The organism is Pustulibacterium marinum, assembly GCF_900116665.1.
GTDB lineage: Bacteria > Bacteroidota > Bacteroidia > Flavobacteriales > Flavobacteriaceae > Pustulibacterium > Pustulibacterium marinum.
In genome coordinates this window covers 13542-27674 of the sequence record NZ_FPBK01000005.1, presented here as the reverse complement: position 1 = coordinate 27674, position 14133 = coordinate 13542, and the positions used below count along the sequence as shown (strand labels likewise).

The 14133-nt window shown below is 35.4% G+C and carries 17 protein-coding genes; all 17 read right to left on the bottom strand.

Annotated elements, in window-relative coordinates:
* Positions 1-5 precede the first annotated feature (5 nt).
* Entirely contained in the window at positions 6-599 is a 594-nt protein-coding gene (locus BM383_RS08500; protein ID WP_093024707.1) for a phospholipase D-like domain-containing protein, read from the bottom strand.
* Between the two features lies 1 nt (position 600).
* Positions 601-1623, bottom strand: coding sequence for a hypothetical protein (locus BM383_RS08495; protein ID WP_093024706.1), 1023 nt, complete (start codon positions 1621-1623; stop codon positions 601-603).
* 137 nt (positions 1624-1760) lie between these two features.
* Entirely contained in the window at positions 1761-2582 is an 822-nt protein-coding gene (locus tag BM383_RS08490; RefSeq protein ID WP_093024705.1) for a hypothetical protein, read from the bottom strand.
* Positions 2583-2616: 34 nt separating this feature from the next.
* A complete protein-coding gene (locus BM383_RS08485) occupies positions 2617-4806 on the bottom strand; it encodes a hypothetical protein (protein WP_143106382.1) in 2190 nt (729 codons plus the stop codon).
* 28 nt (positions 4807-4834) lie between these two features.
* The gene (locus tag BM383_RS08480) at positions 4835-5704 is read right to left on the bottom strand and encodes a S49 family peptidase (RefSeq protein WP_093024703.1); all 870 of its coding nucleotides are present in this window, start codon (positions 5702-5704) and stop codon (positions 4835-4837) included.
* Between the two features lie 4 nt (positions 5705-5708).
* Positions 5709-6287, bottom strand: coding sequence for a hypothetical protein (locus BM383_RS08475; RefSeq protein ID WP_093024702.1), 579 nt, complete (start codon positions 6285-6287; stop codon positions 5709-5711).
* 1 nt (position 6288) lies between these two features.
* Positions 6289-6876, bottom strand: a complete 588-nt coding sequence (locus BM383_RS08470; protein ID WP_093024701.1) for a hypothetical protein — start codon at positions 6874-6876, stop codon at positions 6289-6291.
* Positions 6860-7534 carry a hypothetical protein gene (locus tag BM383_RS08465; protein WP_093024700.1) on the bottom strand — a complete coding sequence of 225 codons (675 nt, stop codon included), beginning with the start codon at positions 7532-7534 and terminating at the stop codon, positions 6860-6862. Before BM383_RS08465 ends, BM383_RS08470 begins: the two co-directional genes overlap by 17 nt.
* Before the next feature lie 59 nt (positions 7535-7593).
* Positions 7594-8145, bottom strand: a complete 552-nt coding sequence (locus BM383_RS08460) for a hypothetical protein (RefSeq protein ID WP_093024699.1) — start codon at positions 8143-8145, stop codon at positions 7594-7596.
* A gap of 13 nt (positions 8146-8158) precedes the next feature.
* Positions 8159-8539 carry a hypothetical protein gene (locus tag BM383_RS08455; RefSeq protein WP_093024698.1) on the bottom strand — a complete coding sequence of 127 codons (381 nt, stop codon included), beginning with the start codon at positions 8537-8539 and terminating at the stop codon, positions 8159-8161.
* A 9-nt stretch (positions 8540-8548) separates the two neighbouring features.
* Positions 8549-11251 carry a hypothetical protein gene (locus BM383_RS08450; protein ID WP_093024697.1) on the bottom strand — a complete coding sequence of 901 codons (2703 nt, stop codon included), beginning with the start codon at positions 11249-11251 and terminating at the stop codon, positions 8549-8551.
* Complete coding sequence (locus tag BM383_RS08445) at positions 11244-12341, bottom strand: hypothetical protein (protein WP_093024696.1); 1098 nt, start codon at positions 12339-12341, stop codon at positions 11244-11246. The genes BM383_RS08450 and BM383_RS08445 overlap by 8 nt, the downstream gene beginning before the upstream one ends.
* Positions 12341-12844, bottom strand: a complete 504-nt coding sequence (locus BM383_RS08440; protein ID WP_143106381.1) for a hypothetical protein — start codon at positions 12842-12844, stop codon at positions 12341-12343. Before BM383_RS08440 ends, BM383_RS08445 begins: the two co-directional genes overlap by 1 nt.
* Positions 12845-12928: 84 nt before the next feature.
* Positions 12929-13183: a hypothetical protein gene (locus tag BM383_RS08435; RefSeq protein WP_143106380.1), complete on the bottom strand. Its 255-nt coding sequence runs from the start codon at positions 13181-13183 to the stop codon at positions 12929-12931.
* A 1-nt stretch (position 13184) separates the two neighbouring features.
* Complete coding sequence (locus BM383_RS08430) at positions 13185-13592, bottom strand: hypothetical protein (RefSeq protein WP_093024693.1); 408 nt, start codon at positions 13590-13592, stop codon at positions 13185-13187.
* Positions 13593-13597: 5 nt separating this feature from the next.
* Positions 13598-13831 (bottom strand): hypothetical protein, encoded by a 234-nt coding sequence (locus tag BM383_RS08425; RefSeq protein WP_093024692.1) that lies wholly within the window; start codon positions 13829-13831, stop codon positions 13598-13600.
* Positions 13828-14079 carry a hypothetical protein gene (locus BM383_RS08420; protein WP_093024691.1) on the bottom strand — a complete coding sequence of 84 codons (252 nt, stop codon included), beginning with the start codon at positions 14077-14079 and terminating at the stop codon, positions 13828-13830. Before BM383_RS08420 ends, BM383_RS08425 begins: the two co-directional genes overlap by 4 nt.
* Between the last annotated feature and the right edge of the window lie 54 nt (positions 14080-14133).

Genomic DNA, 14133 nt, shown 5'->3' with positions numbered 1-14133 from the left:
TCTACCTAGTATTTTTTCAATTTGGAATTCGTAAACAACTCTTTTCTGAAGTTGTACAAGCCTTTATCATTCGCAAAAAGATATTGCTCGTAATGGGCGTTTTCTGCCCAATTACCACTCCCTTCAATTACAAAATGTGATTCTTCAGTTCTCATGATACAAACCTTTGCATGGCTCCAGGCGTAGTATGCATTGACATTAGCCCGAGTTTCACACATGGCCATAAGATTATCTATGGTTTTCGGGTTTCGCTTTATCATTGAATCGGAAATCAAAAGTGTAACCTTATCAATGAATCCTTTGTCGTGTAACTCAATCAGCGCATCTATAACCTTTCTACTAATAGAATAAGTAGAAGCATATAACTCTTTAATTTTATACGCTTTAGCAATCATAGGAATGAAAGTGAAGGCATTGAACGCTGTATCACTCTGAAGAAAGAAACACTCTCCAGGCATAGGAAATCTATTTACATCAAAGCTAGGATCTGCAATTTTTGCAAAATGCTTGTTTATATACTTTGATGTAAATAGCTCAGATAGTTTATCTTCTTCCTTCTTTGGCCCGCTATCGTTTATGTCGAAAAAGCGTTTCTTCATACTAAAGTTTCGCAAGTCTTTCGTTAACCAATCCTAAAGCATACTGGCGTAATGCAAGATCTTCTTTCAGTTGCGATATCGTTTCGGTATCTTTTGCTTTTTCAGCTTTGGCGATCGCCTTATTTTTTCTCGAAATATATGTTTTAGAGCTTCCTACATATTTTCTCAGCTCGTCACCGGTCATGGCATCGACCTCTTTTTTAAGGCTCTCTTTCTCTCTGTCTAACTGGTATTGTTTAAAAATAGGATGAACTCCTAAAATTTCTTTTTTCTCAGCGTAATAGTTCAGCTCATCATATAGGGCTTGGTTTTCCTCAAAGCTTTCTGTGGCTTCCTTAGCCACTTCTTTACGTTCTTCAGGAGTCAGCTCCTTTTTACCTTCATCTACTAACTGAAGGGTTTCATGAGCTGCTACATAAGTTTTCCAAGCCGCTATTTTTTTACCTACTACGATGTACATAACATCAGGACAATCGTTCTCATTTAGAAAAGGAAATTCTTCTCTTAATTTTTTATCTTCTGTATTTTCCTCAGAAGATTCAGTTGTATCAGTTGTAGTTCCTGTAGATCCTGTATATCCTTCAGTAGCCTCAATTGCTAATTTACTTCCTACTTCCTCAAAATAAGTAATTAGTTTGTTAGCGCCTTCAACAGTAGGCTTCTCAGTAAAGGCATTTATTTTTTCTTCGAATCCTTCTTCCCACAGCTCCCTTTCTTTTAAGGCATCGATAATGGGTAAAATCTTATCTTCATAAATGCATTTTGCTATATCTTCAGAGGAAACTTCTTCATCTGCCTTTTTTTTCTGAGCATGTGCATGGACATCTACTTCAGAAACTTGTACTAACTTTTTAAGCTCATACATAAGATCAGACAAACGGTTCTTTGTAAACCCTAAATTATACCCGCGTTCTAATTGCGGATTCTTATCCGGGCATCTACGATACAATGCAAATGCTTTGTTGTATTGATCCTCTTGAGCTTCCGGAAGCTCTACTAAAAAATCTAAAACCTCATTTTTCATAATTCGAATGTTTTCTATTTAAATATCTTGAGTAACAAATGTTGTAATTACATGTAACAACCGTTGTTACATGAAAAAAGCGCACTGTATATACAGTGCGCTTTCAACTAAACAAACCCCATTAAAAAAATGAAAAACTATGATCTACTAACTTCAATAAGATATTTTGTAGCTCCAGCATCAAAATACTGAAACTCGATAGCGGCTTCCTCCAATCCGGTCCATTGGGTACCAGATTTTAAAACAACCGTAGCTGCTCCGGCATCTCCTGAGGAGATTGTTGCAGGATCTGCACCCCCGGCACCATAAATAGTAATAAACTGTCCTTGATCTAAGTTACTCAGAGAATCAAAAGAAACTGCTGCAGTAACATCTAAACTAGGAAGCTTATATTGTAAGCTTGTTTCTCCATCTACAGCTACAGCTGCAGCATCTGCAATAGCAGTAGGATCTGCCTCTATTATTGCACCTGAATAATTTGCAGGAAGTAACTCAGATTTTGCAAACTGTTGGAAGTTTACTGTAAAGAATCTTCCGTCGTTATTATCCTGTTTTGTAGGCATTATTTGAACCGGAGCACAAGGAGTTCCTATTACTTCCCAGAAATCATCTTTACATGATTTATGAAACACATAACAGTTAACACCTAACCATCCCTGAAGGAATTCTTTTTGCTCTAATTTATTACCAGGTATACGCACCTCTATAGATTGCGTAATAGTAATTCCATCCTCTTCACCGTCTGACTCAAAAGGAGCACTTAGGAAACTTTTAGTGTGGTATATTTTGTGCATGCTCGCACCAGACTTTATACCAAAGTTTCCCATTAAATTTATTCCGTTTCCATCTCTAGGTGGATATAATAATGTATCCTCTGCGGCTAATATTACTATATCTGATTCTTTTGGAGCAGCAGCCGCTGGAGAACTTCCAGCGGGCTTTCTTACTCTTTGTCGCATATATGTCATTGTATTGCGCTTTTAAAAATTAAACTTAGGCTGCAGGAGCTATTGTTCTACCTGTTTCCATCCAAATACCATCTACCAAAGTCAGTTTAATTAAGTCTTCTGAGCTTGCTAAAGTTGCTGCCTCAGTTAAACTAATATTTCCTGTAGTAGAAAGTGTCACATCTACATCTGCAGTATCGGTACCGTAAATAGTGATTGTCTTAGACTCCACACCATTAGTAATACTTGTAATAGCTGTGGTAGCATCACCAGTGAACTTGTAAACAGTTCCTAAATCTGCATCAAGTACAGCTGTAGTGTATTCAATAGATCCTGTAGTCTTTGTAGCAGGTTCTGTGGTTCTTGTAAGCTCTGTTAACGTTTTGTCTTCATTTACATAAAGAGTCAACGTTCCTCCAGACTTTAAGTCAAAGCTTCCATCACTCAAGGTAATATTACCTGTAGCAACTACGTTTTTGCTAACAGACAATGATGTGTTTCCTGAGATTCTCACAACCTGACCAGGAACAGCATCAGTTACATCTGTAATATCAGTTTTCCAAGCATCATCTACTTTCATGCTATTATAAGTGAATTCTAACTCACCAGTTTCGTCATCAAACAATGGTAATGTTATGTCTTTAGCGAAAATTGGAACACTATTAGACCATACCATTTGCTTCTCGAACTCTTTAGGATCTCCAGCTTTCGTTTTAACCCCTACATAGATTAATCTAATACCAAGTCTGTAGTCTGCAAAAATGTTAACATTTCTCTTACCATCATGGGTAATAGTAAATTTCCCTTTTTCGTTTGTATTATAATCCATAATCTGGATATTCTTAGACTGCGTGATGTACATAAAGTCTGTACGAGTCATATCCTTTAATGGTTGGAATTTGATGTTAGGATAGTTTACAACATGGTTCTTCTTATATTCTGTTCTTCCTTCCTCTGTATCCATTTGAAGGTTGTACAATTGCCCCGCTTTTTTACGGTATTTTTTTAACCAGTATTCAGAAATACCTAACTCTAGTTCTTTGTTTCTGTCATCCTCTGGAACGGACAACACTAATTCTTCTACATAGTCTACAATATTAGAATCTGAAGGAACCCCAATATCAGAAGCTCTGTATTGTTTTTTCACATCTCTGTAATACCAGAATAGGTAACGTAAACCATTTTGTGAGTTTACAGCTTTACCCGGCATATCATCTCCGTCTGGAGTCTTCGCGTACAAACCGTTGATTTGAGCTTTACGATCATCCAACATTTGTTGTTTCACAAGTTCGGCCAATAAGTGTCCTATGAAAGTCATTTTTAAAGGAGAAGATCCTTCTTTGTTATAAGAACGGATCCAAGTAGTTTCCATTTCTTGAAGCTCATATCCATCAAATGTAATGTCTATTTTCTTTCTGAAAACTCTTCCTTCTTCAGCTCCAATTTTAAAGTTGTTCTTTGGAGACCATCCTTTTTTTCTACCCTGTACAATTTCACCAGGAATAATATATCCATTGGCAACTCTATCTAAAACACCAGTTTTACGAGACCATTCACTTGGAAGCTCTTCGTAATCGCTAAATAAAGATTCTAAATACTCAGGATTCTCACGTACAAAGTGGGCAACATCATCCTGCAGTAATGGAATATTTGAGTCTGCATTGAAATCGGTAGCTTTTACAGCTCCGTTTACCAATCGTTGGTTCCAAGATCTACCTTCAATTTTGTTCCATTCTTCATTACCTCCAAAAACGTGGGTTGCTGAATGCTGAATTTTTTGTCCCATACCTTTGATAATAGCTTCAGGAGTATCTCCTTCAGGATCATTAATTAATTTTTGTAGAAGATCATTCTGCGCTTTATACTTTTCATTTAAAGCTTTGATTTGAGCCGAATAATCTGTCTGATCGCCCTTTTTACCTTCACCACCTGAACCTTTAATTTCTTCCGCATTCAAGTTGTTTTCTTTGATCATTGCATCAATCTCGTCTTGGATAGCTTTGAATTCAAGATTCTCTGTCATAGCAGCTTTAATTTCCTGATTGATGGCATTAATCATTTTCGTAGAATCTTCTTCTCCGTATTCGCCATGTAATACCGCCATTTGATCTTCATCTAAGGCAAGCTCTTTTTTCTGAGCATCGATAGGTACATCGTCTTTTTTTGCATCCAAATTAAGGAGCGAAGCCAATGCGACCATAGTCGTCTGCAATCGTTTTAATGCACTAAACTTCATTTTCTATTGATTATTAAATTAAACTTACTTAATTGATTTCTGAGAGAATTTCTACTCTCTCTATAGCCTCTTCAACCGTTCCTACACCGTCAGCAAAACCATACTCTAAAGCCTGATCTGTGAAGAACACTTTACCCGTAATTACTCCAGGCACCTCCTTTTTTAAAGATGGTCTAAGAGTTAGCATTTCTGATTGAAACTTACGAGCTAATGGATTTAATGATTCGGCTTTAATCAAATCATATTCTCCATTTAAAGCTTGAATGAAAGGCTGATTTTTATCAGAGCTTTCATCGGCATATATATCGTGAATGCTAATACCATTTTCTGTTAGGTACTTTCTATTATCAAGCAGACTGATCATAATCCCCATGGATCCAACCTGCGCGCTGATATCGTTAGCTGCCCAAACAAAGTCAGGTTTCATGGCATACATTCCCCATAAGTGAGCACTACACATGGTATCGTACACAATACCTAATGGTTTGTTTTTGTAACGAGCAAGATCTTTGTAATACGGTATCCCGCCAACAGCTCCTCCAGGACCGTCACAAACAATTACAATTCCTTTTATATTAGGATCGGCATATAATCCTTTTATTTTTTTTGAAATTTCATCGGCTCCCCAAACACACCAATCTCCATACTTAATCATAGGACCAATGATATTGACAACTGCTACAGCTCCTCTGCTAACATCTACAGCTCCTTCTTCATCTGGCATTAATTCATTTCCTTGATCTCCGTAAAAAGTGATAAGCTTTGCAGCTTCTAATTCTGGTAACTCACTTTTACCTGTCAAAATTTTGTATGCAACCGGAGCCCAAGCCATATAACCTTCAAGAGACATAGCCCATTGACCTTTTGCAATATCATGTAGTAATCCGTTAACTTTCATAGGTTCAAATTTTAAAAATTGCTTTGTATACGGATGTTACACCGTTTTTTAACTTTAAAATCCAAGAGAATTGCTTGTTTAGGTAAATAGCAGCAGCTACCAAGGCTATAAGAACTAACAACAGAAGCCACCACGGGAAACCTCCCGAACGTTCTACATTAGCTGTTATGGTTTTACCTTTTTCTGTAGAAGATGCGGTAGCTGTACTGTCTACAACTTTTTCAGTTTGTTTAGCTTCGTGGGTATGATTTTCTTCAGTATTGATTTCTTCTTTTTCAGAAGAACCAAACTTAATCTTACCAGATCCGGAGAAGGTTGTATTTGTCTCTTTTCCATTTTCGTCCCTTTGAGTAATACTCAAAGATTCTCCTGGAGAAACTTCAACCTCTAAAAACTGAGCATTCTCAACAGCATGAGAATGCATAGAATTCTTAGCTAAAATTTCAGAAGTTTCTTTTGACACCTCTGAAAGATCTACAGCTGATTCCTTCTGATTTTCAAACTCTGATTTCTCTTTACTTTTAGAAACAGATCCACAGCTGCAGCTGATGAATATTAGGAGTAATACCAATAATTTTTTCATACTAGAATTCTTTTAAAAGTGCATAGTCAATTGGTAGATCTCTTTTCCAAGTCAAATCGATCATGTTGTGATAGTCCGGCATGTTGTTCCAAACCTGACAAGCAAAGCTCCAGCCTCCGATATTGGTTTTTATGATGTTGCTTTCAGCATCATAAGAAACGCCGTGCATATTGGCCCAAATAATTCCCTTGTGTAATTTTCCTGTTTGATCGGCGCGATTGTCTTTATTTGAATCACGGTAGTATTCAATAGGGGAGTGCTGTCTAAGAGCTTTCATTTTACTTTTGTGCAGCCCTGGCGCAAAACAGTCTTCTACGAACTGATCGGTTCTCCAGACAGCAGCTCCTTCTAAATTATATTTGTCAAATGTTTTTAATGCAGTGGAACCGGCATTGGTAGTTCCGGAACTAACCATTACAAAATCACACCCATCATAGAGGTAAAATTTATCATCAAATACATTGTATTGATCTTCTTTGCTCTGAACACCTATACACAAGTATTTACCTCTATTTGGAATTTTACCCCCAATAGCTTCTACTCGGTCCAGCAGTTCTTTGTCTGTAAAACTTCTAACGTTTGTTTTCATCATCTCTCATATTTGAATTTTCAGGAGTAGAATCCTCCTGGTAGTTTGTACCTGAAGAACCACCATAAAACTTTTTGATCCTAGGTTCAAAAATGCTTTCTACAATGGTGAAAATTGGCGCTTTTTTCTTGTAGATATATGCTGTATTATCGCCAATTGATTTAAAGTCTTTATACCAAAAAATAGCAATAGGCGCCTTGGTTAACACTTGTAGCGTAAAATCTAAAATTCCATTTCCTTCACTCAATAAAACTTTAGCGAAAGCTAAATACGCTAGGAGTGTAAAACATTTGAAAAAAGTAAACTGAAGCTTTTTAGGATCGTATTTTTTCAATTTATAAACGCGCATCTCTTTACGATGCTCCGGAGAATCTTTAGGAAACTTCATAGCATTGCTATACGCTTCCAAAGCTTGCTTTTTAGATTTTTTAATCCCGTACCAGGCATCGAAACCAACAGTGATTAAAACCCATGCGATTAAAGGCATAGAAACCCCAAATAGATCTATACCTAAAACATATTGGCCCGCCTCTAGTAACGTAGAAGCTACTAATGAAGTTTTAGTAGTTTTAAAATTATTGTCAGCTGCAAAAAGCAGCGTATTACGTACATAAATGTAAACCGGATTGAAGTAAATCTCAAAGCAAGTTGCGCTCATGGTTAAGTTCTTTTAAGCAAACCTAACCTGCTAATACATAATTTGCTGTTACATGAAAACTATTGATAGTTTAAAATTCTATTGCCTATTTTATATTGCAGTCTACCGCAGTTAGCATTCTTTTTTTTTTCGCGATAGTAAAGCATTCTTAGCGTTTCATAGCTAAAACCATGTTCCAACAACTCATACTTATCAATCCAACAATTAATAGCTTCAGCAATCATGTTTTTACCAGATTTGAAACCGTCTACATAGTAGACAAATGAGATACGAAACCAGTCTTCTAAAAAATTATTTACTTCTCTGGAGCTTTCTTCAGAAAGTCTTAAATATGATTTTACCCCATTCTTTTCTACATAAACAACCCCTTTAAATTGATTGATAGCTAGTTTCTCATCATGCGTAATGTAAATTAGAAAAGGAAAGTATTCTTTCTCTTCATATTCTGTTCTGTAATATAAATTAAGAATTCTACCAATAGAAGATGCTGGTAAAATCTTTATAGACTTTGCCGTTTTTCCATGGTAATGCGCTTCTTTACCTAGCATTTCTTTAAAAAAGAAAGCTACTAAATGAGATCTAATTTTGGTTGGTTGTTTTTCTGTTGTCATAGCAAAAAGCTTATTACACAATTTCCCAGTTGTTTGCTAAACCGAAGTATTGATCTCTTTGAGCTAAATACATCAATACTTGATTTTGGAAAGCATCAAAGCTATCCATGTCTCCAATTGCTGGCTGCATGGCTTGCATTAATTTATGCATTTCTGACCTATTGAATTTTATAGGTTTAGTTTCTCCAGGCAATTCTTTTAGATTGATAATCTCTGTTGTCTCTAAACCTTCCTCATCCAATTTATAATTGAAAGTAAAGCATTTTACAATTGATGTAATAGTTTGCTTTTCATTAGAAATATTAAGGTCTCTTATACTAACCATCACATACTTTTCTTCAGTGACCAATTGACCTGTAAATGTTATTTTCTGAGTGTTTTTTATTGATACCATGATATATAATTAAAGTGCTGTAGCGGTTAATGTTCCTGAGCTGTTTACATGAATTTTATAATAGTTTCCATCGTCTCCTAAAACCTTTATTCCATTAGTTAAACTGTTAGATAAAAAATCAACTTTTACTGTTGAGTCGCTAACAAAGGATTCGTAATCTGTATTAAGACCTCCGATATAAATATCTGGTGTTGTACTTGCAACCACGGTGATTAGAGATGTTCCGTTACCATTACCTATAATAGTCGAATTATCTATTTTTATAGTGGCATAATCATTCGATTGCTGTATTAAATCAGTGCCTGAACCAATATTCACATATGAGTTAATTACTTCAAATGTGTTATATGAATTATCACCTGAACTTGTCATAGATAAGTTCAATGTATCTACACTTTTTATAGTTAAACTGACCCATCTGAAATAAGAAATCCTATCACTTCTACCTTGAAAATTTCCAGATAGTTGTATTAAAGATTCAATGACACCAGAAAAAGTAATATCACCAATTTGATTAGATGAAAATTGTATACCGCCAGTATTTGTTATCTTGGAGTTTAAGAAATGAATCTTTGTATTTTGGTTATGTGTATATGAAAATTTAAGAGCTGTACTCCCCGAAATATCACCAATTTTCCATAATTGATTACTTTGAAATATATATGTAGTTGCTGTTTTATTGTGAATTAAATTAGCAACCTCTACTAAATCAGCTCTATCAAATAAATTATTAGATGTTGAATTATATCCAGATAATAAAGTTAATTCACCGACATACACCGAACCGACTATTTTTTCAAATTTACACGTAGTCTGTATAATATCTATTTTATTTATGTAAGTAGCAGCACCACTTAAAAATGTTGTTGATGTACTATCAACATATAATGAATTTAGATTTAATACGTAATAATTATCCTCACATATAAAATTACCACCACCTGTACCATTTCTATCGTTTCTTAATTGACCTTGTGGTAAATTAAAAATCAACCAGTGCTTATTAGAAGTATTAGAAGAATATACAACATTTGAATTTGAGTTATTTGATAAATCAACCACAGCAGGTAAGTCCGATTTTATCTCGAAACCAATATTAGGTATTTGTGTATTGATTACATACGTGTCACCAGTTTGTAACTTGATAGGTACAATTACATCAGTGTCATAATCAGTTTCTAAATCATATAAAGCAAAAATAGCATCAATACTTTGGAATGGTTTATTAGGGTTTCCAAATTCTCCTGTTGAATCATCTCCTGAACTTGAGTTTACATAGTAGTAATCCGTATAAGGTGAGTTTATAATCATTCCTGTTGCTACATCAACTCCGAAATTTTTTAATCTAACTGTGTCGGTTTGAAATAAATCAATTCCATTTTCATCTTGATATTTAGTTCCTTTTACTGAGATTGTGGCGGTTCCGTCTTCGTTATCTGTAACAGAAAACCCAGCGGATTCAAATATTAACCCTGTAGCAGTGTCTACAGTTACACTACCATCTGACACACTTAATCCTCCTCCTATATTTTGAGATACTTCATTCCACCATTTCCATAAACCATAACGGCTTACGACTTCATAAAATTCGTCCAGCGGAACACCTCCAAAAGCTAAAGTTTCTGGAGCCACAATATCATATTGATACAAGTAAGGTGGTTCCGGTTCCTGGGGTACTTCAGTCTGATCATCGTTGCTTATCAATTCAATCACATCCAGTGAGCAATGGTAATTGATAGGGAATTGAAAATGTATGGTATGAAAAGAATCTATTGTTGATTGCGTAAAAGCAAACAAAGAAAAAGGAATAGCTATTAGTTGGTAATCATTGGTATTTGTAAAATCAATACCAAAATCTCCATTTTGTACCCAAAGGTTAAAAGAACTAATATCGGTGCCGGTGGCTAGTAGTTTTATAAAAAAACCAGATGTTAAACTAGACGGCTGCTGCAAAAATTTTATTTGAAATTGCAACGTATTAAAGTTTAATGGTTGTGCCTCGGCTGCTGACAAAGAAAATGATTTTACAGCTCCATCAAATGAATTCACTAATATACATTTAGGACCATTAAAAGGTTCTTCTGTATAATCACTTACAACTCCATTGGTTGAGCTAAAGTTAAATTCTAAAGGAGATCCGGCATCATCATCATAAGCCAATGTATTAGAAATGTTTTCTCCTGCAGCAGAAACAATAACAAAAGTTACCTCCAAAGCTCCTTGAGGTATTGCGGGTTTAATAGGATCTGCGGAAGCTTCTCCTTCAATTATTTTTAGTTCTGTGGAATCCTCAAGATAAAAAACATCTATACGGCTTTCACCTTCAGCCATAGCAGAACCATCAGAGATCTGATTGCTTCCTGCAGGTATTTGAAAATTCTCCGAATCTATGAACCACGAATAAGCTGTATTGGCATACGTGTAAGGAGCAGTTCTATAAACATTACCAGACTCAATATAACTTATTGTTTGCCCAGACATGGAAATAGGAACCAAATCAGTATTTTCAGTTCCTCCATAATACCAATATTGTACAGGCAAGTTCTGCGCATTGTAGATGATGCATTTTAGCCCTTTTTTTCGTACCCCATAAGGTATATTTTCATTGGCTTGCGCTACCGATGTATAAGGACCGGCATACGGATTGCTAGAAACGTGTGCATCTTGTCTTCTGTGTCCGCCAATTCCTTCTGTAAAAACATTATCAAGCATTTCCTAAAGTAATTTTGTGGGTTGCATATTCATCATAAGGTACTGCTTGTGTGCGCTCATAGAGCTTTGCAGTGTATTCATTTCCTCCATTATCTTCCATGGTAAAAGCAGCATCTACCAACACATACGTACTCGTTATATCAGCACCTAAATTGCTCAAATCTTCTACAAGTGTAATCACTCTACCAGCAGGAATTACCACATAAAATTGTGTAGCTTCCTGATCTGTTACAAAACTTATAGAATCATTATCTGCCCAAGAAGAATATGGTAAAGCTCTAGCTGCTGCAGGTGTGCTAGGTATAGCATCTGCCATACCCATAAAGGCTTTGTATTTTGGCGTTATAGTTCTAAAGACGGAGTAAACCGTTCCCGCTTGAATAAGACCTGTAGAATCTGGCAATCCTAGAATATTATTCTGAACTTCACCAACATTATGCGCAACGGCACCTTGAAACTGAATTACTTCAGTAATATTATCTTCTGAAATCGTATTATTTTGAACCGTTGAAATTTCAACACCATTTCTAAGTAACTTATATCCAGTTGCTGGCCCTCCATCGTATTGATAATACGTGATATTAAATGTTAGGTTTGCCAAACTTGTTCCCATTTCTACAGTTTGCGTTACCGAAGTAAGATTGGCCATTGGCGCATCGTAATCTGGAGCAGGCGTCAGCAATAACAAGGCTTCTGTTATGGCTGCATTTTGTAAAGGATTTGTAGACTCTGTAGAGAGTTCGGCGTCTACGGTTCCAAATCCTCCAGCTCCTTCAAAAATGAACCATTGCTCGTCATTTTCATCCCACAATGCTAAATCATCATTTGCTTCTAAGTTTACGATGTTAGCTCTTGATCCTGGTTCCGGATCTGGGTAAGCTGCTATTAAAGCATCGGTAGTTGTAAAATCTCCTAAATATTTGCTATTTCCCGTAGAAATCATGGTATGCAACGCATTGATTGCATTGCGCAAAAGATTCCATTCGGCAGCTGAATAATAATACTTAGGATCTACCCCTTGAAATTGTTCTACTAATTCTGGGTGATCTTCTTTGTCTACGATGGATAATGGAAATACAACAGTTGGCATTATGTTACGGGTATTAAAACAGTGGGTATTGAATACGGAAATCCTAATCCTGTAGCGTTAGGTCCCAAACCTACAGGCGTAATAGAATTTGATGTAAATGTCACTTCAGCTAAATTTTGATTCGTTTGGACTCTACATTTAGGCTTAGAATTTTGATAATAATCATTACGGCCCACATAAATATTATGTCCACTGGTAAGCACTACCTTAATGTATTTTACTTTTTGCATTAAAGCTATGCGCTCAGCTCTATATTTATCAATCGAAGGAAAACGAAAAGTTACTGTTTGTGTATAATAAACACCTGCTTTAGTTTCTGATGATTCCTCTGAAAAGCTTAAAGAGCTCTTGGAACCATAAGTCTTATAGAAAATAGAGTTATTATCTGAAGAGTTGAAAAAAGGCTGCCATTCTGCAATGGAAGATGGGAGAAGATCTCCAGAAAAGCAAAGTTCTACTTTGCAGAATTGTGGTGTATTCTTTACTCTTTGTAAAATTTCCATTGGCATTATTATAAAAGCAAAATAGCAATTAATTGCTAAATAAAACAATTAATTGCTATTGAAATGTTACATGAAGATATTTTACTATTTACGTATAATTCCGTCTAAATAAACGACATAGCCATATTCTGAATATGTTACTTCCTGTACAAAAAACTTTATGCCTTCAGGATCTGTTTCTACAAATGTATAACACTGAGGAATATTGATCATTTTTAATTTTTTAATCACCTTACCATTTACACGTAAATACACATGATTTGTAAGATCATCTACAATTTCTTCCATTACATGTTTACGTATCCAGGCTACGATCTTCTTTGAAATTCTTTTTCTCATATTAGCTTAGGACTCTTATGTTATACTCCTGTTTTTTAGGTATTGTATCAAAATTAATGCATCGTTGCTCATCATGAATACGGAAAAACTTACTACGTAATGCCTCGTAACGCTCTCTGTCTACTTGAGTATAGTTTCTAAATGATTCATCTAATTTTGCCTTCAGAAAATCTTTTCTGTTTTTCGCATGATGCCCCATGCAATCATCTTTACCAAAGCTGATTTTTAAACTAGCACATTCAAAGGATTTAAGATCTGTGGCCGCATGAAAATTGATCTCTTCTAACCTTTTATAACTTTTACCTGATCCGGTACTGTTATAAACAACCTCCACTTCAATCCAACTTTCCATTTTTATGTTATGGAACCGATCGTCGGATTCGTCTTGTATAAAATAGAATATGTTCATTTTAATTAAGTTGTTTCGTTAATACATTCTTCTTCTACCTTATTTGAAATCAACCCAAAGCAAGCATCTTCCTCTGGGAGTTCTAGCGTTTCAGGTCCACATCTATAAAATATTTTCCCATTTTGATTCCAAATCTCTAAACCAAGTTCATAGGCAGTTATTTTTTCTCCTTGACTATGGAAGCAATCATATTGAAAGTCCATCCCATAATCTATAAGTACAGCTGCTATTTTTTTCATGATATCATATTATTTAAGGAGTTACTTAATTTTCTACGAAGTACCATGCATAGGAAATGATCTTCGTTTTTGATACATTCTATTATAGGATGTTTGTCTAATTCTTTTTTTAGAATTGTAACAATAGCATCGTATGTTGAGGCTTTAGTTAGCCCTTTACCGGTAATGAGTAATGAGAAGACAAACCCACTAGATTTGCATATTTCTACCTTACCGTATTTACTAAGTTCTTTTTTAATTTCTTCCATCATCAAATAGTTTCGGTTCTCTGTAGAACCTTGGACAGTGAATTAATTCATAAA

Excerpts from the sequence above, each read along its gene's own strand:
- BM383_RS08500 (WP_093024707.1), bottom strand. The coding sequence starts at position 599 with ATGAAGAAACGCTTTTTCGACATAAACGATAGCGGGCCAAAGAAGGAA.
- BM383_RS08495 (WP_093024706.1), bottom strand. The coding sequence starts at position 1,623 with ATGAAAAATGAGGTTTTAGATTTTTTAGTAGAGCTTCCGGAAGCTCAA.
- BM383_RS08490 (WP_093024705.1), bottom strand. The coding sequence starts at position 2,582 with ATGCGACAAAGAGTAAGAAAGCCCGCTGGAAGTTCTCCAGCGGCTGCT.
- BM383_RS08485 (WP_143106382.1), bottom strand. The coding sequence starts at position 4,806 with ATGAAGTTTAGTGCATTAAAACGATTGCAGACGACTATGGTCGCATTG.
- BM383_RS08480 (WP_093024703.1), bottom strand. The coding sequence starts at position 5,704 with ATGAAAGTTAACGGATTACTACATGATATTGCAAAAGGTCAATGGGCT.
- BM383_RS08475 (WP_093024702.1), bottom strand. The coding sequence starts at position 6,287 with ATGAAAAAATTATTGGTATTACTCCTAATATTCATCAGCTGCAGCTGT.
- BM383_RS08470 (WP_093024701.1), bottom strand. The coding sequence starts at position 6,876 with ATGAAAACAAACGTTAGAAGTTTTACAGACAAAGAACTGCTGGACCGA.
- BM383_RS08465 (WP_093024700.1), bottom strand. The coding sequence starts at position 7,534 with ATGAGCGCAACTTGCTTTGAGATTTACTTCAATCCGGTTTACATTTAT.
- BM383_RS08460 (WP_093024699.1), bottom strand. The coding sequence starts at position 8,145 with ATGACAACAGAAAAACAACCAACCAAAATTAGATCTCATTTAGTAGCT.
- BM383_RS08455 (WP_093024698.1), bottom strand. The coding sequence starts at position 8,539 with ATGGTATCAATAAAAAACACTCAGAAAATAACATTTACAGGTCAATTG.
- BM383_RS08450 (WP_093024697.1), bottom strand. The coding sequence starts at position 11,251 with ATGCTTGATAATGTTTTTACAGAAGGAATTGGCGGACACAGAAGACAA.
- BM383_RS08445 (WP_093024696.1), bottom strand. The coding sequence starts at position 12,341 with ATGCCAACTGTTGTATTTCCATTATCCATCGTAGACAAAGAAGATCAC.
- BM383_RS08440 (WP_143106381.1), bottom strand. The coding sequence starts at position 12,844 with ATGGAAATTTTACAAAGAGTAAAGAATACACCACAATTCTGCAAAGTA.
- BM383_RS08435 (WP_143106380.1), bottom strand. The coding sequence starts at position 13,183 with ATGAGAAAAAGAATTTCAAAGAAGATCGTAGCCTGGATACGTAAACAT.
- BM383_RS08430 (WP_093024693.1), bottom strand. The coding sequence starts at position 13,592 with ATGAACATATTCTATTTTATACAAGACGAATCCGACGATCGGTTCCAT.
- BM383_RS08425 (WP_093024692.1), bottom strand. The coding sequence starts at position 13,831 with ATGAAAAAAATAGCAGCTGTACTTATAGATTATGGGATGGACTTTCAA.
- BM383_RS08420 (WP_093024691.1), bottom strand. The coding sequence starts at position 14,079 with ATGGAAGAAATTAAAAAAGAACTTAGTAAATACGGTAAGGTAGAAATA.